Consider the following 26,599-nt stretch of genomic DNA (forward strand, 5'->3'; position numbering starts at 1 on the left):
ACGGCGTTGCTGTTGCTGCCGATGCCGGCAGGGGCAGCGGGCGTGGTGGAGGCGGCGGCGTCGGCGGCCGGCGCGCTCTGCGCATGGGCCAACGGCGCTGCCAGCATCGGCGCCATCAGCACCAGGTGACGCGCGGCCGATGCCACGGCCTTCAATTGGAATACGGAATGACGTTGGCGCCTCGACGCCCGGACCTGCCCCATGATCTAACCTTTCGTTGTTGACTAGGAATAAAGACGCGTTCTCATATTGAGAAAAAGAAGCGTTCTTATTTGCGTGACACGCGAGCGTCAAAAAAGGATCAGTTAAAGATAAGATTTGTTAAAAAAAGAAAAGGGCGGCAGCCATACCGTCGATCAAATATCGCCGCATGGGAATCGGCGCCACTGCCGGCCCGGATCGACCAAGGCGAACAGGCCAGGCATCGACGCCAGTCCGCCACGGCGGCAGCAGTGCCGGTTGTCGGCTACCATCTCGTCTTCACACCAACGAAAGCACACCCGTGGGCATACTGGAAGACGCTATACGCGAGATAAGCCTGGAGAAACAGGCCGCAGAGGACGAGCTGCGGCAGGCGCTGGAAGACTTCGACATCATCACCTCGCGCGCCATTTTCGCCGTGAAGAACACCGTTGCCGCATTGCGCGCGGAGTTGCTGGCCGCCGGGTGGTGGGCTGGCGAACTGGGCGAGGACGCCGACCGGCCGCATTACGTCAGCCTGGGCTTCGAGGTCCGCCGCTATGCAGACCGGGAGCCCCATCCGGTGACCAACCCGACCTATTCCTACGCGATCAAATTCGACGGCCTGGGGGGCGCCGAGCGAACCACCGGCGACGCCGACCCACTCACGGAGATGCTGGTGTTTCGCGGCGTGGCCCGGCAGGACTTCGGGATGGATCTCGACAAGGACCTCAAGCTTTTCCTCAAGGCGATCCTGCGGCGGCATTGAAATAGTGGGTAGCGGTGCGGAGTTATCACGGGGGCCGGCGGCAAGCGCTCGATCGAGTATCCTTCGCCCCTTTATTTGGTTTGCGTTGAGAGGGCGTTTTGTCGCGAAACACGTCGGCCATGGTACTGGGGCCTTTACTGGGACTTTTCCTTGTCAGCCTGGGAAATGGCTTCATTTCATCCCTGACCTCGCTGCGACTGGACGCGGCGCATGTCTCGTCCATCATGATCGGCGCCATCTCATCGGCCTACTTCGTGGGCCTGACCGTGGGCGCCGTCACCAGCGACCGCCTGATCGGCCGCATCGGACATATCCGGGCCTATAGCGGCTTTGCCTCGCTGACCGCCATCACCTTCCTGTTGCAGGGCCTGGTATTCGATCCCTGGTTCTGGCTGTTGCTGCGACTCATCAATGGCTGGGCCATGGTCGGCATCTACCTGGTGGTCGAGAGCTGGCTGCTGCTGGCGGGCGACCCCAAGTCGCGCGGTCGCCTGCTGGCCATCTACATGATCGCGCTCTATGGCTCCATCATGCTGGCGCAGGCCTTGCTGGGCCGCATCGACGCCTGGGGCAGCGGTGCGCCTTTCATGCTGGCCGGGGTGCTGGGTTCGATGTCGGTGCTGCCGATGGTCATATTGCCCAGGATCTCGCCCGAGGTCGGTGCCGTCGAACCGTTGATGCCGCAGCATCTGATTCGCATGACGCCGGCCGGCGTGGTCGGCAGTTTCGGTTCCGGCGTGGGCATCGCCGCGGTCTACACCCTGCTGCCCATCTACCTGCAACGCGAAGGGCTCGCTATCGGCCAGGTCGGCCAATTGATGGCCAGCACCATCTGCGGCGCGATGCTGCTGCAGTATCCGGTCGGGCGCTGGTCGGACCGGCGCGACCGGCAGAGCGTGCTGCTGGCATTGAGCGCGGCCTGCGCGCTATTGTCGTTGCTGGTGTTGCTGCTGCCGGCCTATCCGCCGTTGTTGATGCTGCTGCTGTTCCTGGTCGGCGGTTGCATCTTTGCCATCTATCCGGTCGCGGTCAGTCACTCGGCCGACCGCGCCGACGCGCAAGAGCTGGTGCGCGTGATCCAGGGCATGCTGCTGATCAATTCGGTGGGATCGGCGATCAGCCCGATGGTCATCTCGCCACTGATGAACCGGGTCGGCGGCAATGGCCTGTTCTGGGCTTTCCTGGTGCTGCATGCGGCGCTGGCGGCGTTCTTCCTGTGGCGTCACAGGCACCACCCGGCCTCGGCGCCGGCCGCGCCCTTTGCCGCCGCCGCGCAGATGACCCCGATCGGCGCCGAGATCCGGGTGACGCAAGAGCTGGCACGGGCGGCGGCCAGTGGGCATCCGGAGCAGGCCCCGCCAGCTCCGTAGGCCGGTCCTGGCCGCGCCAGCGGGCAAGAAAATAACTCCCGCCAGTCGGACACTCGCGCCTGGAAGGTAGTAGCATGGCGTCCGACTTGAATAACCAGGCAATGCGGGGGCAATAGAGTGGCCGAACAGGATTCGAAGATCAGCTGGCTGTCGGGCGGCGGCGAGATGGGCAAGTTGATCCGCTCCATGGACTGGAGCGATTCGCCGCTGGGGCCGATCGACCAATGGCCGCAAAGCCTGCGCACTGCCGTCAGCCTGTGCCTGTCATCGACCTTCCCGATCCTGATCGCCTGGGGCCCGCACGATATCCAGATCTATAACGACGCCTATCGCCCCATCTGCGGCGCCAAGCATCCGCAATCGATGGGCGAGGACTTCAAGATCTGCTGGGCCACGGCGCTGCCGGTGGTGGGCGATGCCTTCGATCGTGCGCACCAGGGCGAGGGCACCTACATCCGCGACCAGCGCATGTTCCTCGACCGCTACGGCTACCTCGAAGAAGCCTTCATGACTTTTTCGTTCTCACCGATCCGGGTCGAATCGGGCGAGGTGGGCGGCGTGTTCCACCCCATTTCCGAATCGACCGATAAGGTGCTGGGCGCGCGCCGTACCTCATGCCTGCGCGACCTGGCGGCCGGCCTGGCCAAGTGCCTGTCGATCGACGAACTCTGCCAGGGGCTGGTCCAGCGCCACGAATCGCTGTCGCTGGATGTGCCCTTCACGCTGTTCTACCAGCTGCAGGGCGATACCCTGCAGCGCCGCGGCGTTGCCGGCCTCGCTGCGGTCGCGCCGATGGCACCCGACAGTGTCGCCCTGGACGGCGTCGGCGGCTGGCCGTTCGCCGCGGCCATGCAGGCGCGGGCCATCATCCAGGTCCCCGACCTGGCCGAACGCTTCGGCACGGTGGCGGCCGGGCCCTATCCCGAGGCGCCGGTGCAGGCGGTGATCCTGCCGGTGATGGCGGCCGGCTCGGAGCTGCCGTTCGGGTTCCTGGTGGCCGGGGTCAGCGCGCGTCGGGCACTCGATGCCGAATACCTGGACTTCTATGCGTTGCTCGGCAACGCCGTCAGCACTGCCGTGACCAACGTGCTGGTCTATCTGCACGAGCAGCGCAAGGCCGAGGAGCTGGCCGAGATCGACTGTGCCAAGACCGCATTCTTTTCCAACATCTCGCACGAGTTCCGTACGCCCCTGACGTTGATGGTGGGCCCGTTGGACGACGCCCTGGCCGATACCAGCGAGCCGCTGGGCCCGGCGCAACGTGTGCGCCTGCAGGTGACGCATCGCAATTCGCAGCGCTTGCTCAAGCTGGTCAATGCGTTGCTCGATTTTTCGCGCATCGAGGCCGGTCGGGCCCGGGCCAGCTTCGTCGCCACCGACCTGGCGGCGCTGACCGAAGACCTGGCCAGCGTGTTTCGCTCCACCATCGAAAAGGCCGGGCTGGCCTTCGAGGTCGACATTGCCGAGCTGGGCGAGCCGGTCTTCGTCGACCGCGACATGTGGGAAAAGGTGGTCTTCAACCTGCTCTCGAATGCCTTCAAGTTCACCTTCGCGGGCAAGATCAGGGTCACCCTCGAACGGGTGGGCGAGCTGGCCCGGCTGGTCGTGGCCGATACCGGCTCGGGCATCGCCGCCGAAGAGCTGCCGCGGGTATTCGAACGCTTCCACCGGATCGAGAACGCGCAAGGCCGCACCTACGAAGGCACCGGGATCGGCCTGGCCCTGATCCAGGAACTGGTCAAGCTGCATCATGGCCAGATCGGGGCCACCAGTACCCCGGGCCAGGGATCGCGCTTTCATGTCGAGATCCCGCTGGGTAGCGCGCACCTGAAGCAGGCTGAGATCGCCGGCCTCGATACGGTGGCCGTGAGCAAGGATGCCCAACCCGGCATCGCCTTCATCCAGGAGGCGCAAGCCTGGTTGCCCGATGCGCAGCCCGGCGCTATCGAGGCGGTCGACGAGCCGCCGCTGTCGTCGCTTTCGCCGTTGTCGCTGGCCGGCCAGGCGCACCCGGTGCATATCGTCATCGCCGACGACAACCGCGACATGCGCGAGTACCTCAAGCGCCTGCTGCAATCCTATGCCACGGTGCAGGCCTGTGCCGATGGCCAGGCGGCCTATGCCGCCGTGTGTGCCGCGCCGCCCGACCTGGTGTTGAGCGACGTCATGATGCCGGTGCTGGACGGTTTCGGCCTGCTGGCCAGGATCAAGTCCAACGACGCCACCAGGGATGTGCCGGTGATCCTGCTGTCGGCCCGCGCCGGTGAAGAAGCCAAGATCGAAGGCATCCAGGCCGGCGCCGACGATTACCTGGTCAAGCCGTTCGCTGCCAACGAATTGCTCAGCCGCATCAAGGGCCAGGTCGACGCCAGTCGCCGCCGCCGTGCCGCGCGGGCGGCGCTGGAACTGAGCGAACAGTATTTCAGGTCGCTGGTGGATGCCTCCACCGCGATCATCTGGACCACCGACCAGGCCGGTCGCACCACCTACCTGAGCCGACGCTGGTATGACTTCAGCGGACAACAGGCAGGGCCGGACCCGGATGCCGGGTGGGTGGCCAGCGTCCATCCCGACGAGCGGCAACGCGCCGGGCAGGACATCGCCGCCTGGCGCGATGCCGGCGTCGCCTTCCACCAGGTCTATCGGCTGCGCCATGCCAGCGGCGCCTACCGCTGGGCAGCCGTATCCGGCACGCCCCTGTTCGACGAAGCCGGCCAGGGCGTCGGCTTCGTGGGCTCGATCATCGATGTGCACGATGAACGCGAAGCCAAGCGCACGCTGGAGATACTGGCCGATGACCTGGCCCTGGTGAACCAGCGCCAGAACGAGTTCCTGGTGACCCTGGCGCACGAACTGCGCAATCCGCTGGCGCCGATCCGCAACGGCCTGGAAGTCATCAAGATGCTGGGTTCGGACAACGAGCGCCAGCGCGGCATCCACCAGATGATGGAGCGCCAGGTGCGGCACCTGGGCCACCTGGTGGAAGACCTGCTCGATATCGCCCGTATCACCGAGGGCAAGATCAAGTTGCAGAAGCAGCAGGTGTCGATGAAGGAGGCATTTTCGGATGCGGTCGAGATCAGCATGCCACTCATCGAGAAGAACCAGCACAAGCTGATCGTCGAGGTGCCCGATCCGACCCTGGTCATCGATGCCGATCCCAATCGCATCACCCAGGTGATCAGCAATATCCTCAACAATGCCGCCAAGTACACGCCGCCCGGCGGCAAGATCGTGGTCGCCTCGCACGCCGATGGCGACTACGCCGTCATTACCGTCACCGATAACGGCATCGGCCTGTCGGCCGAGCACATCACCAGCGTCTTCAGCATGTTCGCCCAGGTCCAGGCCGAAGTGGACCGGGCGCAGGGTGGCCTGGGCATCGGGCTGCACCTGGTCAAGCGGCTGGTCGACCTGCATGGCGGCGAGGTATCGGTCGCCAGCGAAGGCCTGGGGCAGGGCTGCCGCTTTTCGGTACGGCTGCCGCGCGTGCACCAGCAGCGCCCGGGCGGGCGAGCGGGCGCGCCGGTGCCATCGGGTCGGGCACGGGTGTTGGATATCCTGATCGTGGACGACAACGTCGACAGCGCCGAGATGCTGTCCATGCTGATGGACTATCACGGTCACGCCGCACGCATTGCCGCCAGCGGCCGCCAGGCGCTCGAGATCGCCGCTGCCAGCCGGCCGGATGTGGTGTTCCTCGACATCGGGCTGCCCGACATGTCCGGCTATGAAGTGGCGGCAGCACTGCGCAAGATCCCGGGCCTGGACCATGCCAGGTTCGTCGCGCTGACCGGCCGCGGCGCCGAGACCGACAAGGCCAGCGCGCTCGCCGCCGGCTTCGACCACCATGTGACCAAGCCGGCGTCGCTCGAACGCCTGCTGGAGATTCTTGCGGGAGTCGGGCGCGGCTAGGCCAGGTGATTGCTCAACTGGTCGGCGAACTTGGCCGCCGCGATCGACAGCGCCCGTCCCTTGAGCTGGCCCAGCACGATGCGCATCGGTGCGATATCGCGCACATCGATGGGCCGCGCGCAGATGCGCGTGTCGTTGCGCGGCACGCCGCTCTGGATCTGGAACGTCACGGCATGCTCGCGCAGCACGTAGCTGCGCAGGAATTCCAGCGAGCTGGACTGGACCGGGATCTCCGGCGTGAACTGGCGCTGGTGGATCGCCTTGTCCAGTTGGGCGCGGATGGCCAGCGCCTGGCTGGGCATGGCCAGTGGATACTCGCAACATTGTCGCAGCCGTACCGAGTCCAACCGCGCCAGCGGATGGCTGCTGCTCATGACGGCGCATAACGGCTGGGCCGTGACCAGCAGTTCGCGCATATCGATGGCCAGCGGCGGGTCGAGCAGCAAGGCCAGGTCGGCCTCGAAACTGGCCAGCGCGGCCAGCCCGGCCGAGTGATCCCGCACCTGCACCGAGATCGATACCTGCGGGAACTGGGTCCGGTAGGCGGCAATTTCATCGGGCAGCACGCTATCGACGAAGGCCTGGCTGCACGCCACCGTGACATGCCCCCGGCGCACGCCCGACAGGTCTGCGATCTGCGAACGCAGCCGGTCGAAATCGGCCAATTGGTCCCGGATGTGGCGAATCAGCAGCTCGCCGGCCGCATTCAGGCGCATGCCTTGCGGCAGCCGTTCGAAGATCGCCGCGCCCAGTTCCTCCTCGAAATCCCTGATCTTGCGGGTCAGCGCCGACGGCGTGATGTTCAGGTTTTCGGCGGTCTTGCGGATCGAGCCGCGACGCGCCACGTCATCGATGAAGCGGAAGGTCTGGAGGTGTTTCATGGGGCTGGCGGGTCTGGTGGGAGCGGGGTGTTCCATTTTGAGCAACGGGATGGTGAAAATCAAGCAATGGATTGCATCACCGTTATCTTCTATGCTCGGATCATCGATTCCCGAATTGACCGCCAACGATGACCACCGACACCACCCGTTCCGCTGTTGGAGCCCCGGCCACCCGGCTCGGGCCCTTGCACGACCTGGCTTCCTATCGCAGCGCCTACGCCGCTGGCGCCAGTCCGGCGCAGGTGATCGCCGACCTGCTGGCGCGTATCGAGGCCGATGGCCCGGCACCGGTCTGGATCAGCGTGATGCCGCTGGCGCAAGCCATGGCGATGCTGGCCGCGGCCCAGGCGCGCCGGGATGCGGGGGGCGAATTGCCGTTGTTCGGCATCCCCTTCGCGGTCAAGGACAACATCGATGTACTGGGTTTGCCGACCACGGCCGGTTGCCCGGAGTTTGCCTATGAACCGCAGCAGCACGCCTTCGTCGTGCAGCAGCTGGTGGATGCGGGGGCGATTCCGGTGGGCAAGACCAACCTCGACCAGTTCGCCACCGGCTTGAACGGCAGCCGTTCGCCGTACGGCATCCCGCGTTGCGTGTTCGACCAGGATTACGTATCGGGCGGCTCCAGCAGCGGCTCTGCGGTGGCGGTGGCCAATGGCAGCGTGGTGTTTGCGCTGGGCACCGATACGGCCGGTTCCGGCCGGGTACCGGCTTCGTTCAACAACCTGGTGGGACTGAAACCCACCAAGGGCCTGTTTTCGGGATCGGGCCTGGTGCCGGCGGCGCGCAGCCTGGACTGCATCAGCGTATTTGCCCACACGGTCGACGATGCGCTGGCCGTGACACGGGTCGCGGCGGGCTACGACGTGGCCGATGCCTTCTCGCGCCAGGCCGGTCCCGCCGCGCTGGCCGAGAAGCAATGGCCGAACCGTTTCACCTTTGGCGTGCCGGCCGCGCATCAGCTGGAATTCTTCGGCGATGACCAGGCCGAGGCGCTGTTCGCGCAAGCCATCGAGAAGCTCGAAGGGCAGGGCGGCACCTGTGTCAGGTTCGACTACCTGCCGTTCCAGCAAGCCGCGCAGCTGTTGTATGCCGGCCCCTGGGTGGCCGAGCGCCTGGCGGCGATCGAGGACTTCGTCGAGCGCCAGCCCGAGGCAGTGCATCCGGTGGTGCGCGACATCGTGCTGTCGGCCAGGGGCATGAGCGCGGTCGATACCTTCAATGCGATCTACCGGCTGGCGGACTACGTGCGCCAGGCCGAGCAGACCTGGCGAGCTATCGATGTCATGCTGCTGCCCACCGCCCCCACCATCTACACGGTCGAGCAGATGCTGGCCGACCCGGTGCTCCTCAACAGCAACCTGGGCTACTACACCAACTTCGTCAACCTGATGGACCTGTCGGCCATCGCGGTGCCGGCCGGATTGCGCGGCAATGGCTTGCCGTTCGGCGTGACCTTCGTGGGCCGGGCGTTCGAAGATGGCGCCATCGCTTGCCTGGCGCGCGCCTTCACCAACCAGCAGGGCGGGCAACCGGCGGTGCCGTCGGCGGCGCCGGCCGTGGCCGAGACCATCGCCGTGGCCGTGGTCGGTGCCCACCTGTCGGGCCAGCCGCTCAATCACCAGCTCACCGGGCGCGGCGCACGGCTGCGCTCGCGCACCCGTACCGCGCCGGGGTATGCCCTCTACGCGCTGGCCAACACCACGCCGGAAAAGCCGGGGATGATCCGCGACGCCTCGGCGGCGGGCAACATCGAAGTCGAGATCTGGGACCTGCCGCTGGCCGGCTTCGGTGCGTTCGTCGACGAGATCCCGGCACCACTGGGCATCGGCACCGTCACGCTGGAAGACGGCAGTACCGTAAAGGGTTTCCTGTGCGAACCCTATGCGCTGCAGCAGGCGCGCGACATCACGCACCTTGGCGGCTGGCGCGCCTACCGGGCGAGCCTGGCGCAGGCAGGCCAGCCGGCGCCCTGACGATGTGCTGCCGAGTGCCATCCGGATAAGGGAAACGGATCATGATGACGAGCGACACCGCGGTGATGCTGGCACGCTACAGCGACTGGGCCGACCGGGTCCTGTTCGAGGCGATGGGCGCGTTGCCCGAGGGCGCCATCGACCGACAAGGCGCGACCTTGTTCAAGTCCATGCTCGGCACCCTGAACCACAACCTGGTGGTCGATCTCATCTGGCGGTCGCACCTGTGCGGCCAGCAGCATGGGTTCTCGACCCGGCGCGATGTGCTGTACCCGGCCTTCGACGACCTGGTGGCGCAGCAATGCAAGATCAACCGGTGGTACCTGGACTGGGCCGGCGCGCAGACCGAGGAAAGCTTCAGTCAACGGCTGGCGTTCAACTTCGTCACCGGGCAGGCGTGCCAGATGACGCGCGGTGCGATGTTCCTGCACATCATCAATCACAAGACCTATCACCGTGGTTGGGTGAGCCAGATGTTCTTCGATGTCGGTGCGCAACCGCCCGAGACCGATCTTTGCGTGTACCTGTGCCAGTGAGCCATTCGCACCGGCTGCCTGGTGCCAGCGGCAGTGCCCGAGCTTGGCACGTCGCTTGCTTTTCGAATTCGGTCATGTTGCGTACGACATGGTATGCAACGGCCCGCTTCCATCCGTGCTCTCTCTGAAAAGGAAACCTCCATGCTGTCGCGCCGCCTCTTGCTCGCTTCCGTAGTCTCGTCCGCCCTGGCAGTTGCCCTGGGCTCGCCGGCATACGCTGCCGACAAGGTCATCAAGGTCGGGGGATTGAAACTGATCCATTCCATCGTGCCGTACTTCTATGACAAGTTCACGCCGCCGGGCTACAAGATCGAGGTCATCCCGTTCGAGACCCCGACCGATGGCAAGAATGCGGTGGTCACCAAGTCGGTGGACTTCGGCACATATGGCGTGGCGGCATCGATCCTGGGCGCGGCCGTCGGCGAGCCGGTGGTGGTGATCGCCCAGAGCGGCAACGGCGGCATGGGGATCGTGGTCAAGAAGGATGCCGGGATCGACAATTTCAAGGCGCTCAAGGGCAAGCGCGTGGGTATCCTGCCGGGCTCGACGCAGGAAGCGGTGTTCCTGGATCGCCTCAAGGCCGAGGGCATGACCATCAAGGACGTGCAATCGGTGCGTCTGTCCTTCAGCGAGATGGCCGGTGCGCTCGAACGCGGCGACATCGACGCCTATGTAGGCGCCGAGCCGGGTCCGTCGATCAGCGTGGTGCGCGGCGTGGGCAAGGTACTGGAATACCCGTACAGCACCTCGGTGGGCAACCTCAACATGGTGATGACCACCCATGCCGACACCATCAAGTCCGATCCGGCGCTGGTGAAGGTGTTCCTCGAGATCCACAGGAAGGCGTCCGAATACGCCATGGCCAACCGCGCTGCCGTGGTCGAGATGTCCAGTGCCAAGCTGGGATTGTCGGCCGACGTGGCCAAGCTGGCCGCCGACAACGTCACCTTCGCCTGGAAGCCGGACGCGCAGTGGACCCAGCGCATCCAGTACTACTGCTCGCTGATGCTGGAGCGCAAGCAGATCCGCAAGCTGCCCGACTACGGCAGCTTCATCGTCCCCGACCTGGGGCCGAAGTCGTAAGCACCTGCCCCACCGCAGATCACCTGGAAACCGCATCATGTCAACTTCAGATTTGAATTCGCACGCTCCGGCGGCGACTGCCACCGCGCAGCCCGACGTCGGCGCCGCCAGCAGCGTGGCGGCGGCACTGCCGGCGCAGGCTGGCGCGGTGCGCAGTTGGCTCTCCAGGTGGCTGGTGCCGGTGGTGTTGCCGCTGCTGCTGCTGGTGGCATGGGACCTGGCCGTCACCTGGAGCGGGACCATGCTGGTGCCGTCGCCCAAGGAGGTGGCATTGATGCTGTGGGATTTCGCCTTCGGCGGAATCTACGACGATGCCTTCAGCGGCAGCCTGGCGGTGCACTGGTGGAAGTCGATCACCCGGGTCTACGGCGCATTCGCACTGGCGTCGCTGGTGGCCATACCGCTCGGCCTGGTGATCGGCAAGAATGCCGCCTTCAGGCGCTTCGTCGATCCCACCTTGCAGATGCTGCGACCGGTGCCGGTCACGGCATGGTTGCCGCTGTCGATGATCTTCTTTGGCGTCGGCCCCAATGCCGCCATCTTCCTGGTGTTCCTGGGAGCATTCTTCCCGATCGTCATCAACACCACCTTCGGCGTCAAGTCGGTCGATGGCCGACTGTTCGAAGCGGCCGCCATGCTGGGCTGCAAGGGAACCTCGATGTTTCGCCAGGTGGTGTTGCCGGCGGCCATGCCGTCGATCTTCAACGGCCTGCGGCTGGGACACGGCATCTCGTGGTTCCTGATCGTGGTGGGTGAGATGACCGGGGTCCAGCAGGGCCTGGGCGCGGCCATCATGGATGCGCGCATGCTCTCGCGCACCGATGTCGTGATCGCCGGCATGGTGGTGATCGGCGTGAGCGGTTTCGTCACCGACCGGTTCATCGTCGCCCTCAACAACCGTTTGCTCAAGTGGAGCCCGCAACATAATGTCTGAGCCGATCAAGCAACGCACCCCGGCGCCGATCCTCGATATCGCCAACGTCGGCAAGGTGTTCGATCTCAACGGTCGTCCCATCCATGCGCTCAAGGATGTCAACCTGCAGATCCAGAAGGGCGAATTCATCTGCCTCATCGGCGCCTCCGGATGCGGCAAGTCGACGCTGCTGCGCATCATGGGTGGCTTCGAATCGGTATCGACCGGCCAGGCCAGGCTGTATCACAGCCCCATCACCGAACCGGGCCCGGAGCGCGGCATGGTGTTCCAGGACTACGGCCTGTTTCCGTGGCTGACGGTGCGTGAAAACATCGCCTTCGGCCCGCGCCAGCGCGGCCTGCCGCAAGCCCGCTTGAAGGAGCTGACCGATCATTACCTCAACATGGTGGGCCTGGGCAGGTTCGAGGGCCACTTTCCCAGCCAGCTGTCGGGTGGCATGAAGCAGCGCGTGTCGATCGCCCGGGTGCTGGCCAACGATTGCGAAGTGCTGCTGATGGATGAACCCTTTGGCGCGCTCGACGCGCTCACCCGCGAGGTGCTGCAAAAGGAATTGCTGGATATCTGGCACAAGACGCGCCTGACCGTGATCTTCGTCACCCACGCGGTCGAGGAAGCGGTGCTGATGGCCGACCGGGTGGTGGTCATGACGGCGGGGCCGGGCCGGGTGGAGCGCGACTACACCATTCCGCTGGAACGTCCGCGGCGCATCACCTCGCCCGAATTCAACCGGGTGCGCGAGGAATTGACCGACATGCTCAGCAGCCATGTCGCGCACCATGCAAAGGCGCACTGATGCTCCAGTCCCTTGTCGACTGGTCGCAGCCCCAACGCGACGCCGCCTACGACAATTCGGCTGCGGTGGCCGACAGCGCCGGGCAACTGGCGGCTTATGAACGCCGCAGCGATGCGCTGGTACGCCAGGCCGAGGTCCGGCTGGACATCCCCTACGGCCCGGCCGAGCGCCAGCGCTACGATTTCTTTGCGGGGCAGCCGGGTGCACCGACGCTGCTGTTCATCCACGGCGGCTACTGGCAGATGCGGCACAAGAATACCTTCCGCTTCGTGGTCGAGGGGGCGCTCGCACAGGGCCTGGGCGCGGCGCTGGTCGGCTACACGCTGGCGCCCGAGGCCAGCCTGACCCGTATCGACGCCGAAGTGCGGCAAGCCATCGCGGCGGTGCGCGCCCATGCGCTCGAGCACGGCGGGGCGGGCGACATCCTGTTGAGCGGCTGGTCCGCCGGCGGCCACCTGACGGCCATGGCGATGGATTGCCCGGGCGTCATCGCCGGGCTGGGCATCAGCGGCATCTACGACCTGGCGCCGCTGGCGCTGACCAAGCTCAACGCCGCGCTGCAACTGACGTCCAGCGAGATCGACCGGCTCAGTCCGGTGCGCCGTGCACCGGCCGCCACCCCCTTCGTGATCGCCTACGGCACCGCGGAGCTGCCCCAGCTGCAGGCGCAAAGCCGCCTGTTCGGCCAGTACCGGGCCGGCCTGCCGGGCGCCACCGTGGCGCTGGAGGGGGCCGACCATTTCAGTATCCTCGACCACCTGGCGCGCGCCGACGGTGTGTTGCTGGCCGAGATCCGCGCCGCTGCCCGGCGCTGAGCGGCTGCGGCCAGGCCATATTCAAGGCAGCGGCTTGCCGATGGCCAGGTCGCCGCTACTGCGCAAGCGGGTACGCGGCGCCATCGTCATCACCCAGCCGACCAAGCGGCCGTCGGCGTCGGTATAGACGCGCACGCTGCCGCGGCCGATCCCGGTCTGCCTGGCGCCGCCTGGCCGATAGCGGGTATCGGTCGTGCCGTGTGCGCTGGACGAATCGATGACCACGATTTCCCACTGCCTGGTATCGGGCAGGATCGGCTCGATCGGAGTCTCGATCAAGCGCGGCCTGGCGTCGACCAGCATGACATGGCCGGTATTTCTGTCGTTGACGAACCTGGCGGCGAAGATGTCGCCGACTTCGACTTCTTCCATGCTCTTCCTGGGCATGAAGCCATCACCGGCCGCAATGGCGGCGTAGAAATTCTCGGCCTTCGGATACGATTTCCAGCGCTGGTGCTCGAATGCCTGCATCACCCGCGGCGCGTCGCGGGCCAGCAATGCCCCCACCAGGCCGCTGCAGTCGGTATGCACTTCCGAGACAGCGGCCTGGCCGAACGGGGTCTTGTCGCCCCTGAACCGGATCCACCCTCGATACTGGTAACTATTGTTTTCGGGCGCTACGTCCTGCAGCAGGTACCTGGCGCTGGCCAGGTGGGCCGGGACCTCCTGCGACTGCGCCGGCCATGGCCACGCCAGCGTGCCGGCGACGACCAGCCCGATCCAGTATTGCTGGCGCATGATGTTTTCCTCCCCATCGATTTTCCGCCCATGGTCGCATACCGGCCTGACAGCGCTCTGACACGCGAGCCCGGGTGTCGTACCGGTCAGGGAAAACGCTGATGGAACCAAAGCCCGCAGGCGACGTAGAATACGGCCGCTCGATGCCGCACGCTCGCCCAGGGCGTGCGGCCAGGCTTTTGCAGAATGGTTACGTCATGGCACTCGATCCCTCCACCATCCTTGTTCTCTCCACGGCGCTGGCCGCGGCCGCAGCGCTCTACCTGGCCGTGGAGTGGGCCAGCGTGGGCGAAAGATCGCTGCTGTACTGGAGCGCCGGATTCGGTGTCATCGCCGTCGGTTGCGTGCTGGCGCTGCTGCGCTCCAGCGGCTACCTGGTGGTCGGCATCTGGTTTGCCAACGGTTTGCTCATCGCCGCCCACTGGCTGTTCCTGGCGGGCGTCGCCCGCTTCACGCGCACCCGGCTCTCGCGCGGCTGGTCGCTGGTGGCCATCGCCTGGTTGTCGATGCTGCTGTTGCCGGGCGCGCCCTGGTGGTCCAGGGGCATGCTGTGCGTGCAGTCGCTGCTGATCGCCGGCATTACGTTGCGCGCCAGCTTCCTGCTGCGTCCGCATGGCGTTTCGCTCAGCGTCGGTGCCGTGCAGTTGCGCTACGTGCTGTTGGTGCATGGCCTGTTCTATCTCGCCAAGGCCTTGTCGGTGCTGGCGCTGGGCGCCTCGCTCGACCTCGCCGCATTTCGGGGCGAAGTGATCCAGGTGTCACTGGTGGAGGGGGCCATGGCGATCATGCTGATCGCCTTGTCGATGACCGGCACCGAGCGCCATCGCCGCGAGGAACGCATCGAGCAGCTCGCCGCGCGCGATCCCCTCACCGCCTTGTTCAACCGGCGCGCCCTCGACCTGCGCGCGCCGGCCTTGCTCGAACATGCCAGCGCGGCCAGCCCGGGCGCCCTGCTGCTGATCGATATCGACAACTTCAAGCAGGCCAACGACCTGCATGGGCACAGTGCCGGCGACAAGCTGCTGGTGGCGCTGAGCGAGATGATCCGCGAGGTGCTGCCGCAAGGCTCGCTGGCGGCCCGCCTGGGCGGCGACGAATTCGTGATCCTGCTGCGCGAGGCTTCCGGCGAGGCGGTGGTGCGGTTGGGCAATGGCTTGCGCGAAGCCTTCGGGCAGATCGCGCGCGAGATGTTCGTCACGCCCAAGGCGGTCACCCTGAGCGTGGGCGCGACCCTGTTCGAGCGCCCGCCGGCGAGCCTGGCCGCCCTGCTCGAACTGGGCGATGCCGCGCTGTACGAATCCAAGCGTGCCGGACGCGACCGGGTCAGGGTGATGCCGGTCGGCTGAGGCCGAATCCGTTGGCCGCCGGGGACCTGCCGTATCATCGGAGACAACTCCGGACACGATCCCTATGGCGATGAACTGGCCGTCTGGAGCGTGGTCAAGTAACGGGTCCACAGTACCGAGCATCCGCTCGACCGGCGCCTCGCGGCACAGGGGCAGGATGAAACCACGATATGCGACTCTTGATTGCCCTGATTCTGCCCTGGCTGACGTTCTTCACGATCGGCCGCCCCATTGCAGGCATTATCTGCCTGCTGCTGCAAATCACCGTGATCGGCTGGTTGCCGGCGGCGATCTGGGCCGTCTATGCATTGAGCCAGTACAAGACCGACCGGAAGATAGAAAAGGCGCTCAAGCAGCGCGTCTAGCAGGTCGATCCCGGTCGCCGGGCGCCGCACGATCGGCCCGGTAATGCATCACGGTTCCGGCCGACGCCGGGACCGGCCGCCGATTGAAAGGCTCCATGGCGGCGCCAGGTCGACGGCGCGGAAGCTTCGCCAGCCAAGGCTTCGAACCAGGCCGGGCACTCCGGTTGCGGCAAACGCCCGTTTCCCGCCCCCTCCCAGAACGGCATCTGCCCGCTTCAGGCGCCCCGTGCCACGGCCGCGCGCCGTCGATGTTGTCATAACAATAACTGGTTAAGTTTTTTCCCTCGCATTCAAACTTCTCACGCGTGCTTTCTTGTCGCTTTGCACTACGAGAGGTATAACTCTGCATACAAAAAGTGCATTTATTGGATATTGAATCTGAGTTAGTGCATACCAAGCGCAGAAGACACGGCCAGTACCGCAAAAGGACATGGCACGATAAATGCTAAATGAACGGCGAGGATGCAATCTTTCGTTCATTGGATACCAGGAGGAAATTATGAGATTTGTTAAGCAAGGTCTTGTATACGCTGCGGCCGCGATGTCGCTGATGGCAGCGTGCGGCGCGCATGCCGAAGAGTCTGTATCCGTGCGCTTGCGCTGGGTCACCCAGACCCAGTTTGCCGGCGTCTACGTGGCGCTGGAAAAAGGCTTCTATAAACAGGCAGGCCTGGACGTGAAGATCAATCCGGGCGGCCCCAATATCTCGACCGAAACACTGGTGGGTTCCGGCGCCGATACCTTCGCCGTGTCGGGCGCCACCGACGCCATCCTCTTCGCGCGCGAAAAGAAACTGCCCATCGTCGCCATCGGCATGACGCTGCAGACCACGCCGTATGCCTTCGTGTCGCACCAGGCATCGAGCATCAAGTCGGTCAAGGATTTCAGCGGCAAGACGGTATCGGCCTGGTTCACCGGATCGCAATACCAGCTCTTCACGGCGCTGGGCAACGAAGGCGTGGACCAGAAGTCGGTCAGCATCGTGTCGCAGCCGTTCTCGATGCAACCCTTCATCGATGGCAAGTACGACGTCTCGACCGTGACGATGTACAACGAATTGCTGGTGTTGAAGGACAAGAACGTTGCGGTCAACATCTTCCGCGCCGATGCCTACGGCGTACGGGTGCAGGATAACGCCATCATCACCTCCGAGAAGATGATCAAGGACAAGCCCGAAGTGGTGCAGGCCTTCCTCAACGCCACGCTGCGGGGATGGAAGTACGCCATCCAGAACCAGCCCGAGGCGGTGGATATCGTCATGAAGAACGGCTCCGGCCTCAACAAGACCCACCAGACCAACATGCTGGCGGCCTATGCGCAGCTGATGCAGGCCGCCCAGGGCAAGACCCGCGGCCTGGGCTGGGTCGACCTGGAAGCGGCCACCATCACCAACGCCAACCTGCTGAAGTACCAGGCCCTGAAGTCGTCCATCGATGTCGGCCCGGCCTTCACCAACCAGTTCTGGGACAAGGTGCCTGCGGAGTACAAGCTGCCATGAGCATGATGCAAGCACCGCAATCCGGACAGCCCCTGATCGAGCTGGTCAACCTGTCCAAGCGATTCGGCGAGGGCGCCAACCAGGTGGTGGCGGTCAAGGGTGTGAACATGTCGCTGCAGAAGGGCGAGTTCGTGACCCTGATCGGCCCCTCCGGCAGCGGCAAGTCGACCCTGTTCAACATGATCGCGGGCTTGCTGGCACCGGACGCCGACGGCGGCATCGTCTTCGCCGGTCGCGAGCAGCGCCATGGCGAGCTGCTGGGCAAGGTATCGTTCATGCCGCAGCGCGATCTGCTGCTGCCTTGGCGAACCGTGCTCGACAACGCCATCGTCGCGCTCGAAGTCGAGGGCATGCGCAAGAAGGATGCGCGCGACAAGGCCCGTGCCCTGTTTTCCGAGTTCGGCCTGGCCGGCTTCGAGGGCAAGTACCCGCATGAACTGTCGGGGGGCATGCGCCAGCGCGTGGCGCTGATGCGCACCTTCCTGTTCGAGCGCGACCTGATCCTGCTCGACGAGCCCTTCGGTGCGCTCGACGCCCTGACCCGCTCGATGATGCAGCGCTGGCTGCTCGACATCTGGGCCCATCACAAGCGCACGGTGCTGTTCATCACCCACGATATCGACGAGGCGATCTTCATGGGCGACAAGGTGGCCGTGATGTCGACCCGTCCCGGCACCATCAAGTACAGCGAGAAGATCGACCTGCCCCGTCCGCGCGCGGCCGAGATCGCCACCACGCCGGCCTTTGCCGCCATCAAGAAGCGGCTGCTGGCGGTGGTGGAGGAAGAGAGCCTGAAGTCCTTCGAAGGAAGCCGGAAATGAACGCCAAGGGTCTGTCCAGGACCATCGCCGCGCCGCTGCTGCTGTTGCTGGCGTGGGCCTTCATCGTGCCGGCGCTGTCGGTGCCGGATCGTTACCTGCCGGCGCTGGGCCCGATCCTGCATAACGCCCAGGCGGTCAGTGCCGAGCTGCTGGCCAGCGTGCTGCACACCGGCTGGGAAGCGGTGCTGGGCTTCCTGCTGGCGATCGTCTTCGGCGTGGCGTGGGGCATCCTGTTTGCCAAGGTGGCCTGGCTCGAACGCTCGCTGTTTCCGATCTTCGTGGCCTTGCAGACGATTCCGGTGGTGGCCTTCGGGGCCATCGTGGTGATCTGGTTCGGCAACACCCTGATGGCGAAGGTATTCATTTCGTTCTTCCTGGCGTTCTTCCCGATCTCGGTCAGCACGCTGCATGGCATGCGCATGGGAGAGCGCCAGCGCATCGACCTGTTTCGCAGCTTCGGTGCCTCCCAGGTCGACGTCTTCCGGCTGGTGGAGTTGCCCACCGCCATGCCGGCCATCATGGTCGGCCTCAAGACCGGCCTGTCGCTGGCGCTGGTGGGTGCGATCGTGGGCGAGTGGTTCGGCGACACGGTGGGCCTGGGCGTGATGCTGTTGCAGGCGCTGTATGTGGAAGACGTGTTGCGGGTATGGGTGCTGATCATTGCCACCGGCCTGCTGGGTAGTGTGCTGTATGGCCTGGTGAGCCTGTTGGAGAGGAAGTTCGTATGGTGGAGAGTCGAATGAGTCGCCTGGCTTCGCAGGCACAGGTGCTGCTGGCCATCGCCGCCGCGCTGATCGGCTGGCAACTGGTGGTTACGCTGATGCACGTGCCGGTATTCGTGCTGCCCACGCCCAGCCTGATTGCCGCCCACGTGCTGGGCAACATCGCACAGATGCTGGGCCACCTGGGCCTGACCATGGGCGAGACCGTGGCCGGGTTTGCCCTGGGCTCGGTGATCGGCGTGCTGCTGGCGATCCTGGTGATGCAGGTCAAGCCGGTCGAGGCGCTGGTCATGCCGGTGGCGGTGGCCATCAGCATGGTACCCACCGTCGCCTTCGTGCCACTGGCGCTGATCTGGTTCGGCGTGGGCATGAGTTCCAAGGTGGCCATCGCGGCGCTGGCGGTCAGCTTTCCGGTGTTGATCAACACCCTGACCGGCCTGCGCCGTCCCGAACAGGCGCACGTCGACCTGTACAAGAGCTTTGGCGCCGGCAGCCTGGCCATCCTGTGGCGCTTGCGCCTGCCGGCGGCGCTGCCGTCGCTGGCCAATGGCCTGCGGGTCGGGTTTGCCCGCAGCACGGTGGTGGTGATCGTCACCGAGATGCTGGGCGCCTATGCCGGCATCGGCCAGGTGATCTACCAGGCCACCGCCCAGATGGACTCGACCACCGTGTGGGCCGCCGTCGCCTTGTCGTCGATGGCCAGCCTGCTGCTGTACGCGATGCTGGTGGGCGTGCTGAGAAAGACCATCTGGTGGAATTGAGCCTGCCCTGGCGTGGCAGCAAGCAACAACGATAAGAAAGTAGCGAGTAAATCATGCAAATTGAAGCGATCGAACCAACCGAACCGTCACCGAACCCATTCGAACCGATGGATGCCGCCCGCGAAAGCCGCTCCGACCAATTGCGCGACGCGCTCGAAGAGATGATCGTCAGCGGCCTGTTGCGTCCCGGCACCCGGGTCGACGAGCAGGCCCTGATCCAGCAATTCGGGGTCTCGCGCACGCCCATGCGCGAAGCCATCAAGGCGCTGGTGGCGACCGGCCTGCTGGAGGTGCGCCAGCGCCAGGGCGTGTGGGTATCGGTGCTGTCGATCCCCAAGTTGATGGAGATGTTCGACACCATGGCCATGTTCGAGGGCATGTGCGCCAGGTACGCCGCGCGCCGCGCCACGGCCGACGAGATTGCACAGCTGCTGGATATCCAGCGGCGCCTGGAAGCCGAGATCGTCAATGCCGACCCCGAGAAGTTCTACGCCATCAATGCCGAATTCCACGATGCGTTGTACCACGCGTCGCATACCGAATTCGTGGTGGACCAGACGCGCCAGCTGCGCCGCCGGGTATCGATGTACCGCAAGCACGTGACCTACCTGCCGGGGCGCATGCAGGCCACGCTGGTGGAACATGCCCAGATCATCGCGGCGATCCAGGCCAAGGACCCGAAGGCGGCTGCAGCGGCGGCGTCGGATCACGTCAGCCTGCTGGGCGACGACATGGTCGACTTCATTGCGCAACTGCCGCGCATCATGAATCCGGATCAATGACCGAACCGAAGACACGGCAGACTACTTTCAATCGCTAACAAGACACGGTGGAACAACATCATGATGGATTTGCAACTGGCAGGTAAGAAGGTACTGATCACTGGCGCCTCGCAGGGCATCGGCGAAGGACTGGCGCACTCGTTCGCCGAAGAAGGCTGCGACCTGCACCTGACGGCCCGTTCGCAGGACAAGCTCGAGGAAATGAGCGCCGGGCTGGTCGAGCGCTTCGGCGTGAAGATCACCTACACGGCGGCCGACATGACCGCCGCCGGGGCCTGCGAGAAGATCGTCGAGGACGCCGGCGACATCGATATCCTGATCAACAATGCCGGCGTCATCCCCAGCGGCACGCTGTTCGACATCGCCCCGGAGAAGTGGCGTGACGGCTGGGCGTTGAAGGGCTTCGGCTACGCCGACATGATTCGCCTGGTCTATCCGAAGATGAAGCAGCGCGGCGGCGGCGTGATCCTCAACAACATCGGCAATGGCGGCGAGGTGTGCGATCCCAACTACATCGAGGGCGCGGCCGGCAATGCCTCGATCATGGCCATGACGCGCGCCCTGGGCGGGGTCAGCCTGGACGACAACATCCGCGTGGTCGGGGTCAACCCGGGGCCGGTCGATACCACCCGCATCTACAACATGCTCAAGAAGTTCGCCCAGAACAAGCTGGGCGACGCCGAGCGCTATGACGAGCTGCTCGAGAAATATCCGTTGAAGCGTCCGGCCAAGGTGCACGAGATCACCGACCTGTTCCTGTTCCTGGCGTCGTTCCGCTCGGGCTATACCTCGGGCACGGTATTCACGGTCGATGGTGGCATCGCCTCGCGACGCAGCGTGGTGTAACCCGCCATTGCAGCAGCGGCACGATCGCAGCAGCGCAGAACCCTTCCAGCGGGGCCGCAAGCGGCGGCTCCATGGGCAAACCTCGTCTCGACGTTTAGGAAAAAACCATGAAGACCTTTGAGATCCGCAACCAGTACTTCGACAAGCTGTGCAACACCGAGGGCTTGATGTGGCTGGGCCAGAACACCAACCACTACGCGCCTCACCCGTCGGTGCGCCAGGCCGTGATCGACGCCATCGACAGCGGCGAGTACCACGCCTATGCACCACCGGCCGGCTTCGAGGAACTGCGCAAGCTGATCCGCGAGGACATGGGCATTCCCGACGCCTCGGTCTTGGTCACCGATGGCGCGGTCGAGGCCTTGTACAACGTCTGCAGCAACATCTGCAAGCCCGGTACCGACTTCGTCACCACCAACCCCAGCTGGGCATGGCCGATGCACTTTGCGCGCAAGGCCGGCGCCAACGTGATCGAGCTGCCGATCTACAACGCCGAGCAGGGCTACAAGCTGACGGCGCAGCAATTGCGCGACGCGGTCAACGAAAACACCCGCGTCATCTACCTGGTCGATCCCAATAACCCGCTGGGAACCTGCCATACCGAGGACGAGATCCGCGCCTTCGCCGAGATCGCCCGATCGGTAGGCGCCTACCTGATCCACGATTCGACCTACAGCAGCTTTGCCGAGAGCTTCACCCCGGCGTTCCGGTTCTATCCCGAGAAGTCGATCCAGATCTACAGCTTCTCGAAGTGGCTGGGCCTGGCCGGCATGCGCCTGGGCGCGGTGCTGGCGCATGCCGATATCATCGAGCTGCTGGCCACCGCACCGCCCAACAACCTGGGCAGCAATGTGCTGTCGCAGCGGGCGGCGATTGCCGGCCTCAAGAGCAAGGCAGAGTGGTTCCCCGAGATCTGGCGCCGCCAGCGCCGCAACCAGCAGGTGGTGGCCGAGGCGGCATTGAAGATCGACGGCTTGGCGGTGCCGGTCTATCCGTCCCAGGCCAACCTGCTGATCATCGAGACCATCGGCGCCGGCATCAAGCCCGAGGCGCTGGTGGCGGCCTACCAGACCCGCGGCATCATGATCCGCCAGGGGGCGTATCACACCAGGATGTTCGGCGAGCGCTTCGTCAAGGTCAGCTTGACCGTGCCGGAGGAGTGGGCCGATCGCTTCTGCCAGCTGCTGCCCGAGATGGTCGAGCTGGCACGCACCATCGATGTCCCCAAGGACCTCTTCTGAAAGGAGCCGACATGCCCATCATTACCACCAGCGACCAGGTCGAGTTGGCCGTCGAAGACACCGGCAGCGGCCAGGCCATCGTGTTCGTCCACGAGTTCGGGGGCGACATGCGCAGCTGGGAACCGCAGGTGCGCTATTTCTCGCGCCGCTATCGTTGCATCACCTTCAATGCCCGCGGCTATCCGCCGTCGGCGGTGCCGGAAGACATCGAGGCATATTCGCAGCGACGTGCGGCCGAGGATATCCGCGACGTGCTCGACGCCCTGGAGATCGATCGTGCGCACATCGTCGGCTTGTCGATGGGCGGTTTCGCGACGGTGCATTTCGGCCTGATCGCGCCCGAACGCGCATTGTCGCTGGTGGTGGCAGGCGCCGGTTATGGCGCCGAGAAGGAACACGAGGATTATTTCCGCGATGTCTCGCTGGAGGTCGCGGCGCAGTTCGAAAAGCAGGGTGCGCAACAGTTTTCCAAGACCTACGCGCTGGCGGCTTCGCGCATCCCGTTCCTGCAGAAGGACCCGCGCGGCTGGCAGGAATTCCAGCATCATCTGTCGCAGCACTCGGCGCTGGGCTCGGCCATGACCATGCGCGGGGTGCAGGCCCGCCGTCCATCGCTGTATGACCTGGAACAGCAATTGAAGGCGATGCCCGTGCCGACCCTGATCGTGGTCGGCGACGAAGACGACCATTGCCTGCAACCGGGCATCTTCATGAAGCGCGCCATCCCGGCCTCGGGCCTGGCGGTCATGCCCAAGGCCGGGCATACCCTGAACCTGGAAGACCCGGCGCTGTTCAACCAGCTGGTGGCCGAGTTCCTGGCCAGCGTGGCGCAGGATGCCTGGCTGCCACGCGATGCGCGTTCGCAACCGTCGCAGATCATGAAGACATCATGAGCGCGGTGTCTGCCCAGGTATCCGAAGCGCGGCTCTGGCAGCGCCACGAGCAGTTGGCCACGATCGGCGCCACGGCCACCGGCGGCGTGAACCGGCAGGCGCTGTCGGCACAGGACTTCGTGGCCAGCCGGCAATTGATCCAATGGGGCCAGGCCATCGGCATGCATGCCTCGCGCGACGCCGCCGGCAACGTCTTCCTGACGCTGCCCGGCAGCGATCCAGCGGCGCCGGCGGTGCTGTCGGGCTCGCACCTCGACAGCCAGCCGACCGGCGGCAAGTACGACGGCGTGTATGGCGTACTGGCCGCCCTGGAAGCCTGCGAAGCGATTCATGCGGCCGGCATCAAGCCGCGTCGCAATATCGAAGTGGTGGCCTGGATGAACGAAGAGGGGTCGCGCTTCGCCCCCGGCATGATGGGCTCGGCCGTATTTGCCGGCGCCCGTCGCCTGGCCGATATCGAACCGGTGCAGGACAGCGGTGGCACTAGCGTCAAGCATGCGTTGGCCGATGCGGCCGTGGCGCTGGACGACATCGTGCTGCGGCCGATCGGTGGCCAGCTGGCGGCCTATGTCGAGGCCCATATCGAACAGGGACCCGTGCTGGAACGCGACAACACCACCATCGGCGTGGTCACCGGTATCCAGGGAAAGCGCACCTTCCAGGTGACCGTGCAGGGCGAGGCGGCGCACGCCGGCACCTCTACCCGCGCCGAGCGGCGCGATGCCTTGCTGGCGGCCATCGATATGGTGCAGGCCCTGACGCGACGCATTCACGACGCCGAGGACATCGTCAAGTTCACCGTGGGCCGTTTTACGGTAACGCCCAATGCGCCCTCGGTCGTGCCCAGCAGCGTCACGTTCTCGATCGACCTGCGCCATCCGGTATCGGCCGTGCTGCGCGAACTGGGCGACGCCATCGCGCCCATCTGCCAGCAATACGCCGGGGTATGCGAGGTCACCGTCAAGGAATTGTCGACGGCGATGTCGCTGGAGTTTCCCGAAGCGATGCGCGAGCGGATCCGCGCGGCCGCGCGCAAGCTGGGGGTAAGCCACCAGGACATCCTGTCGGCGGCCGGGCATGACGCCAGGTACCTGCACGAGGTGTGCCCATCGGCGATGATCTTCATCGCCTGCCATCTCGGGATCACCCACAACGAAGCCGAGGCCATCACCCCGGCCGATGCCGCCGCCGGTGCGCGGGTATTGACCGAGGTGCTGCTGGAGCTGGCCAACGACCGGTGAGGTCGACCTGGTCGCGGTGCGGCCGGGCAATGGATGGCGACGTGCCGGGTCCTGGCATCGGCCGGACCCGGCCGGCTCACCGACCCCGGTCCTGCCGCGCCTGCAGCGCCGCCGAACCGAACCCGCCGCCCAGCGCCGCCCGGATGTAGTCGACGAACTCGCGCACCGGACGCGAGATATAGGGGCTGTAGGGGCGGATGACGTAGAGCCGGTCGCCGAAGGTGCCTACCGACTTCCAGTCGGGCAGCACGCTGACCAGCTTGCCGCTCTCCAAGTCTTTCTGGGCCGAGAAATCCGGTAGCAGCGTGATGCCCAGCCCGGCCAGGGCGCACTCGCGCAGGGCTTCGCTGTTGTTGGTAGCCATCGGCCCCCGCAGCGGCACGCTCACCTGCTGGTCGCCATGGCCCAGGCGCGCAAAACTCCACATCGGTACTTGCCCGCGACGCAGGTAGTGCAGGCATTCGTGCCCGGCCAGTTCCTGCGGCGTGGCGGGGTGGCCGCGCCGCTTCAGGTAGGCCTTCGACGCCACCAGCACGGCGCGGGTCTCGCACAGGGTCCAGGCCACATGGGTGTCGGGGGCCGCGTTGCTGTGGCGGATCGCCAGGTCGAAACCCTCCTTGGCCAGCGAGACCAGCTGGTCGCTCAATTCAAGCTCGATGCGCACATCGGGAAAGCGACCCAGGAAAGCGGCCAGCCGCGGCACGATCTGCTGGCGACCCAGCGCCACCGGCGCACTCACCTTGACGATACCGCGCGGCTCGCGGATCGAATCGCACAGTTCCTGGAAATTGCGGTCGATACCCTCGTAGTAGGCCCGGTTGGCCTCGATGAAGCGCAAGCCTTCGGCCGTCAACCGCACGCTGCGGGTGGTGCGTTGCACCAGCTCGATCTTGACCACGCGCTCGAGCTCGGCAATGCGCTGGCTCACGGCGCTCTTGGTCACCCCCAGCCGGGTGGCGGCTGCGGTATAGCTGCCCGTCTCGCCCAGTACGATCAAGGTGAAGATGTGGCCCCAGAGGGGTTCGCCGTTTAATTTGTCCATGACGATGATGAAATGAGTGGTGCGCTATTGTTCATAAAATTTAACAATGAATCAAATTTTAGATTATTGAGTTCACTGCGCAAAAGCGCGATCATTCGACATCACCCTTACACCGGAGACGTAACAAATGAACAAGATTGCAGCATACGCATCGTCACAAGCGGTAGAGCACTATATCGATGGCCAGGTCGTGGCGGGCACCAGCGGCCGCTCGCAGGACGTGTTCAATCCCGCCACCGGCGTGGCGGCCCGCAAGGTGGCCCTGGCCGCCCCGCAAGAAGTCGATGCGGCGGTGCAGTCGGCGCTCAGGGCGGCTGCGGCCTGGGGCGACACGGCGCCGGTGCGGCGGGCGCGCATCGTCAACAAGTTCCTGCAGTTGATGAACGAGCGCCGCGACGAGCTGGCGGCGATCATCACCGCCGAACACGGCAAGGTGTTCTCGGATGCGCAGGGTGAAGTCGCACGGGGCATCGATATCATCGAATTCGCCTGCGGCATACCGCAACTGCTCAAGGGCGATTTCTCGGACCAGGTCAGCACCGGCATGGACAACTGGACCTTGCGCCAGCCGCTGGGCGTGGTAGCCGGGATCACCCCATTCAATTTCCCCTGCATGGTGCCATGCTGGATGTTCCCGGTGGCCATCGCCGCCGGCAATGCCTTCATCTTGAAGCCCAGCGAGCGCGACCCCAGCGCCAGCATCTTCATGGCCAAGCTGTTTACCGAGGCCGGATTGCCGCCCGGTGTATTGAACGTGGTGCAGGGCGACAAGGTGGCGGTCGACACGCTGCTCGAGCATCCCGCCGTGCAGGCCGTGAGCTTCGTCGGATCGACGCCTATCGCACGCTACATCGGTGAGCGCGCCACCCACTTCGGCAAGCGCTACCAGGCCCTGGGCGGCGCCAAGAACCACCTGGTGGTGATGCCCGACGCCGATCTCGAACAAGCGGTCGACGCCCTCATCGGCGCGGCCTACGGTTCGGCCGGCGAGCGTTGCATGGCGATCTCGGTGGCGGTACTGGTGGGCGACGTGGGTGAGCGGCTGCTGCCG

25 protein-coding genes are annotated in these 26,599 nt (G+C 65.2%); 21 read left to right on the forward strand and 4 right to left on the reverse strand.

What is annotated here, in order from left to right; translation table 11 throughout:
* Positions 1-203 (reverse strand): hypothetical protein (locus tag PMI40_RS23715; protein ID WP_008112901.1); only part of this gene is annotated, 203 nt, incomplete at its 3' end.
* Positions 204-502: 299 nt separating this feature from the next.
* On the opposite strand from PMI40_RS23715, the gene PMI40_RS05285 reads away from it, so the two are divergent.
* From PMI40_RS05285 to PMI40_RS05295, 3 genes are all read left to right on the forward strand, one after another.
* Positions 503-949, forward strand: a complete 447-nt coding sequence (locus PMI40_RS05285; protein WP_008112902.1) for a hypothetical protein — start codon at positions 503-505, stop codon at positions 947-949.
* 119 nt (positions 950-1,068) lie between these two features.
* Complete coding sequence (locus tag PMI40_RS05290) at positions 1,069-2,319, forward strand: MFS transporter (RefSeq protein ID WP_008112904.1); 1,251 nt, start codon at positions 1,069-1,071, stop codon at positions 2,317-2,319.
* 117 nt (positions 2,320-2,436) lie between these two features.
* A complete protein-coding gene (locus PMI40_RS05295; protein WP_008112906.1) occupies positions 2,437-6,234 on the forward strand; it encodes an ATP-binding protein in 3,798 nt (1,265 codons plus the stop codon).
* Here PMI40_RS05295 and PMI40_RS05300 read toward each other — a convergent pair.
* On the reverse strand, positions 6,231-7,115 hold the full coding sequence (locus PMI40_RS05300) for a LysR family transcriptional regulator (protein ID WP_008112908.1): 885 nt from the start codon (positions 7,113-7,115) through the stop codon (positions 6,231-6,233). The two genes, PMI40_RS05295 and PMI40_RS05300, sit on opposite strands and share 4 nt — an antisense overlap.
* 128 nt (positions 7,116-7,243) lie before the next feature.
* On the opposite strand from PMI40_RS05300, the gene atzF reads away from it, so the two are divergent.
* From atzF to PMI40_RS05330, 6 genes are all read left to right on the forward strand, one after another.
* Positions 7,244-9,091, forward strand: coding sequence for an allophanate hydrolase (gene atzF / locus PMI40_RS05305; protein ID WP_008112911.1), 1,848 nt, complete (start codon positions 7,244-7,246; stop codon positions 9,089-9,091).
* 41 nt (positions 9,092-9,132) lie between these two features.
* Positions 9,133-9,627, forward strand: coding sequence for a DinB family protein (locus tag PMI40_RS05310; RefSeq protein WP_008112913.1), 495 nt, complete (start codon positions 9,133-9,135; stop codon positions 9,625-9,627).
* A 141-nt stretch (positions 9,628-9,768) separates the two neighbouring features.
* A complete protein-coding gene (locus tag PMI40_RS05315) occupies positions 9,769-10,710 on the forward strand; it encodes an ABC transporter substrate-binding protein (protein WP_008112914.1) in 942 nt (313 codons plus the stop codon).
* A 37-nt stretch (positions 10,711-10,747) separates the two neighbouring features.
* The gene (locus tag PMI40_RS05320; protein WP_008112916.1) at positions 10,748-11,644 is read left to right on the forward strand and encodes an ABC transporter permease; all 897 of its coding nucleotides are present in this window, start codon (positions 10,748-10,750) and stop codon (positions 11,642-11,644) included.
* Positions 11,637-12,437 (forward strand): ABC transporter ATP-binding protein, encoded by an 801-nt coding sequence (locus PMI40_RS05325; RefSeq protein WP_008112918.1) that lies wholly within the window; start codon positions 11,637-11,639, stop codon positions 12,435-12,437. The genes PMI40_RS05320 and PMI40_RS05325 overlap by 8 nt, the downstream gene beginning before the upstream one ends.
* The gene (locus PMI40_RS05330; RefSeq protein ID WP_008112920.1) at positions 12,437-13,252 is read left to right on the forward strand and encodes an alpha/beta hydrolase; all 816 of its coding nucleotides are present in this window, start codon (positions 12,437-12,439) and stop codon (positions 13,250-13,252) included. The genes PMI40_RS05325 and PMI40_RS05330 overlap by 1 nt, the downstream gene beginning before the upstream one ends.
* Positions 13,253-13,273: 21 nt before the next feature.
* Here PMI40_RS05330 and PMI40_RS05335 read toward each other — a convergent pair whose 3' ends face one another.
* Positions 13,274-13,990 carry a hypothetical protein gene (locus tag PMI40_RS05335; RefSeq protein ID WP_008112922.1) on the reverse strand — a complete coding sequence of 239 codons (717 nt, stop codon included), beginning with the start codon at positions 13,988-13,990 and terminating at the stop codon, positions 13,274-13,276.
* A 197-nt stretch (positions 13,991-14,187) separates the two neighbouring features.
* Between PMI40_RS05335 and PMI40_RS05340 the strand changes: the two genes are divergently transcribed.
* The 11 genes from PMI40_RS05340 (at position 14,188) to PMI40_RS05390 (ending at position 24,506) form a co-directional block, all read left to right on the forward strand.
* The gene (locus PMI40_RS05340) at positions 14,188-15,336 is read left to right on the forward strand and encodes a diguanylate cyclase (protein ID WP_040501698.1); all 1,149 of its coding nucleotides are present in this window, start codon (positions 14,188-14,190) and stop codon (positions 15,334-15,336) included.
* Between the two features lie 170 nt (positions 15,337-15,506).
* Positions 15,507-15,701: a YqaE/Pmp3 family membrane protein gene (locus tag PMI40_RS05345; RefSeq protein ID WP_008112926.1), complete on the forward strand. Its 195-nt coding sequence runs from the start codon at positions 15,507-15,509 to the stop codon at positions 15,699-15,701.
* Between the two features lie 589 nt (positions 15,702-16,290).
* Entirely contained in the window at positions 16,291-17,199 is a 909-nt protein-coding gene (locus PMI40_RS05350) for an ABC transporter substrate-binding protein (RefSeq protein WP_202949699.1), read from the forward strand.
* On the forward strand, positions 17,196-18,020 hold the full coding sequence (locus PMI40_RS05355) for an ABC transporter ATP-binding protein (RefSeq protein WP_008112929.1): 825 nt from the start codon (positions 17,196-17,198) through the stop codon (positions 18,018-18,020). The genes PMI40_RS05350 and PMI40_RS05355 overlap by 4 nt, the downstream gene beginning before the upstream one ends.
* Positions 18,017-18,763, forward strand: coding sequence for an ABC transporter permease (locus PMI40_RS05360; RefSeq protein WP_008112931.1), 747 nt, complete (start codon positions 18,017-18,019; stop codon positions 18,761-18,763). Before PMI40_RS05355 ends, PMI40_RS05360 begins: the two co-directional genes overlap by 4 nt.
* On the forward strand, positions 18,760-19,503 hold the full coding sequence (locus PMI40_RS05365; RefSeq protein ID WP_008112934.1) for an ABC transporter permease: 744 nt from the start codon (positions 18,760-18,762) through the stop codon (positions 19,501-19,503). The genes PMI40_RS05360 and PMI40_RS05365 overlap by 4 nt, the downstream gene beginning before the upstream one ends.
* A gap of 53 nt (positions 19,504-19,556) precedes the next feature.
* Positions 19,557-20,285 carry a GntR family transcriptional regulator gene (locus PMI40_RS05370; RefSeq protein ID WP_008112936.1) on the forward strand — a complete coding sequence of 243 codons (729 nt, stop codon included), beginning with the start codon at positions 19,557-19,559 and terminating at the stop codon, positions 20,283-20,285.
* A gap of 63 nt (positions 20,286-20,348) precedes the next feature.
* The gene (locus tag PMI40_RS05375; protein WP_040501704.1) at positions 20,349-21,131 is read left to right on the forward strand and encodes an SDR family oxidoreductase; all 783 of its coding nucleotides are present in this window, start codon (positions 20,349-20,351) and stop codon (positions 21,129-21,131) included.
* Positions 21,132-21,238: 107 nt separating this feature from the next.
* Positions 21,239-22,372, forward strand: a complete 1,134-nt coding sequence (locus PMI40_RS05380; RefSeq protein WP_008112940.1) for a pyridoxal phosphate-dependent aminotransferase — start codon at positions 21,239-21,241, stop codon at positions 22,370-22,372.
* Positions 22,373-22,383: 11 nt separating this feature from the next.
* On the forward strand, positions 22,384-23,265 hold the full coding sequence (locus PMI40_RS05385) for an alpha/beta fold hydrolase (RefSeq protein ID WP_008112942.1): 882 nt from the start codon (positions 22,384-22,386) through the stop codon (positions 23,263-23,265).
* Positions 23,262-24,506: a M20 family metallo-hydrolase gene (locus PMI40_RS05390; protein WP_008112944.1), complete on the forward strand. Its 1,245-nt coding sequence runs from the start codon at positions 23,262-23,264 to the stop codon at positions 24,504-24,506. Before PMI40_RS05385 ends, PMI40_RS05390 begins: the two co-directional genes overlap by 4 nt.
* A 76-nt stretch (positions 24,507-24,582) precedes the next feature.
* On the opposite strand, the gene PMI40_RS05395 is transcribed toward PMI40_RS05390, so the two are convergent.
* Complete coding sequence (locus PMI40_RS05395; protein WP_008112946.1) at positions 24,583-25,548, reverse strand: LysR family transcriptional regulator; 966 nt, start codon at positions 25,546-25,548, stop codon at positions 24,583-24,585.
* Between the two features lie 127 nt (positions 25,549-25,675).
* Here PMI40_RS05395 and PMI40_RS05400 point away from each other — a divergent pair.
* Positions 25,676-26,599, forward strand: a 924-nt coding sequence (locus PMI40_RS05400; RefSeq protein ID WP_008112948.1) for an aldehyde dehydrogenase family protein, incomplete at its 3' end; no start/stop codon positions are given.

The organism is Herbaspirillum sp. YR522, assembly GCF_000282575.1.
Classification (GTDB): Bacteria; Pseudomonadota; Gammaproteobacteria; order Burkholderiales; family Burkholderiaceae_D; genus Herbaspirillum.

Coding starts and splice junctions, on each gene's coding strand:
- PMI40_RS05385 (WP_008112942.1), top strand. CDS start 22,384: ATGCCCATCATTACCACCAGCGACCAGGTCGAGTTGGCCGTCGAAGAC.
- PMI40_RS05325 (WP_008112918.1), top strand. CDS start 11,637: ATGTCTGAGCCGATCAAGCAACGCACCCCGGCGCCGATCCTCGATATC.
- PMI40_RS05335 (WP_008112922.1), bottom strand. CDS start 13,990: ATGCGCCAGCAATACTGGATCGGGCTGGTCGTCGCCGGCACGCTGGCG.
- PMI40_RS05310 (WP_008112913.1), top strand. CDS start 9,133: ATGATGACGAGCGACACCGCGGTGATGCTGGCACGCTACAGCGACTGG.
- PMI40_RS05370 (WP_008112936.1), top strand. CDS start 19,557: ATGCAAATTGAAGCGATCGAACCAACCGAACCGTCACCGAACCCATTC.
- PMI40_RS05390 (WP_008112944.1), top strand. CDS start 23,262: ATGAGCGCGGTGTCTGCCCAGGTATCCGAAGCGCGGCTCTGGCAGCGC.
- PMI40_RS05340 (WP_040501698.1), top strand. CDS start 14,188: ATGGCACTCGATCCCTCCACCATCCTTGTTCTCTCCACGGCGCTGGCC.
- PMI40_RS05365 (WP_008112934.1), top strand. CDS start 18,760: ATGAGTCGCCTGGCTTCGCAGGCACAGGTGCTGCTGGCCATCGCCGCC.
- PMI40_RS05320 (WP_008112916.1), top strand. CDS start 10,748: ATGTCAACTTCAGATTTGAATTCGCACGCTCCGGCGGCGACTGCCACC.
- PMI40_RS05315 (WP_008112914.1), top strand. CDS start 9,769: ATGCTGTCGCGCCGCCTCTTGCTCGCTTCCGTAGTCTCGTCCGCCCTG.
- PMI40_RS05360 (WP_008112931.1), top strand. CDS start 18,017: ATGAACGCCAAGGGTCTGTCCAGGACCATCGCCGCGCCGCTGCTGCTG.
- PMI40_RS05355 (WP_008112929.1), top strand. CDS start 17,196: ATGAGCATGATGCAAGCACCGCAATCCGGACAGCCCCTGATCGAGCTG.
- PMI40_RS05290 (WP_008112904.1), top strand. CDS start 1,069: ATGGTACTGGGGCCTTTACTGGGACTTTTCCTTGTCAGCCTGGGAAAT.
- PMI40_RS05375 (WP_040501704.1), top strand. CDS start 20,349: ATGGATTTGCAACTGGCAGGTAAGAAGGTACTGATCACTGGCGCCTCG.
- PMI40_RS05300 (WP_008112908.1), bottom strand. CDS start 7,115: ATGAAACACCTCCAGACCTTCCGCTTCATCGATGACGTGGCGCGTCGC.
- PMI40_RS05380 (WP_008112940.1), top strand. CDS start 21,239: ATGAAGACCTTTGAGATCCGCAACCAGTACTTCGACAAGCTGTGCAAC.
- PMI40_RS05345 (WP_008112926.1), top strand. CDS start 15,507: ATGCGACTCTTGATTGCCCTGATTCTGCCCTGGCTGACGTTCTTCACG.
- PMI40_RS05330 (WP_008112920.1), top strand. CDS start 12,437: ATGCTCCAGTCCCTTGTCGACTGGTCGCAGCCCCAACGCGACGCCGCC.
- PMI40_RS05395 (WP_008112946.1), bottom strand. CDS start 25,548: ATGGACAAATTAAACGGCGAACCCCTCTGGGGCCACATCTTCACCTTG.
- atzF (WP_008112911.1), top strand. CDS start 7,244: ATGACCACCGACACCACCCGTTCCGCTGTTGGAGCCCCGGCCACCCGG.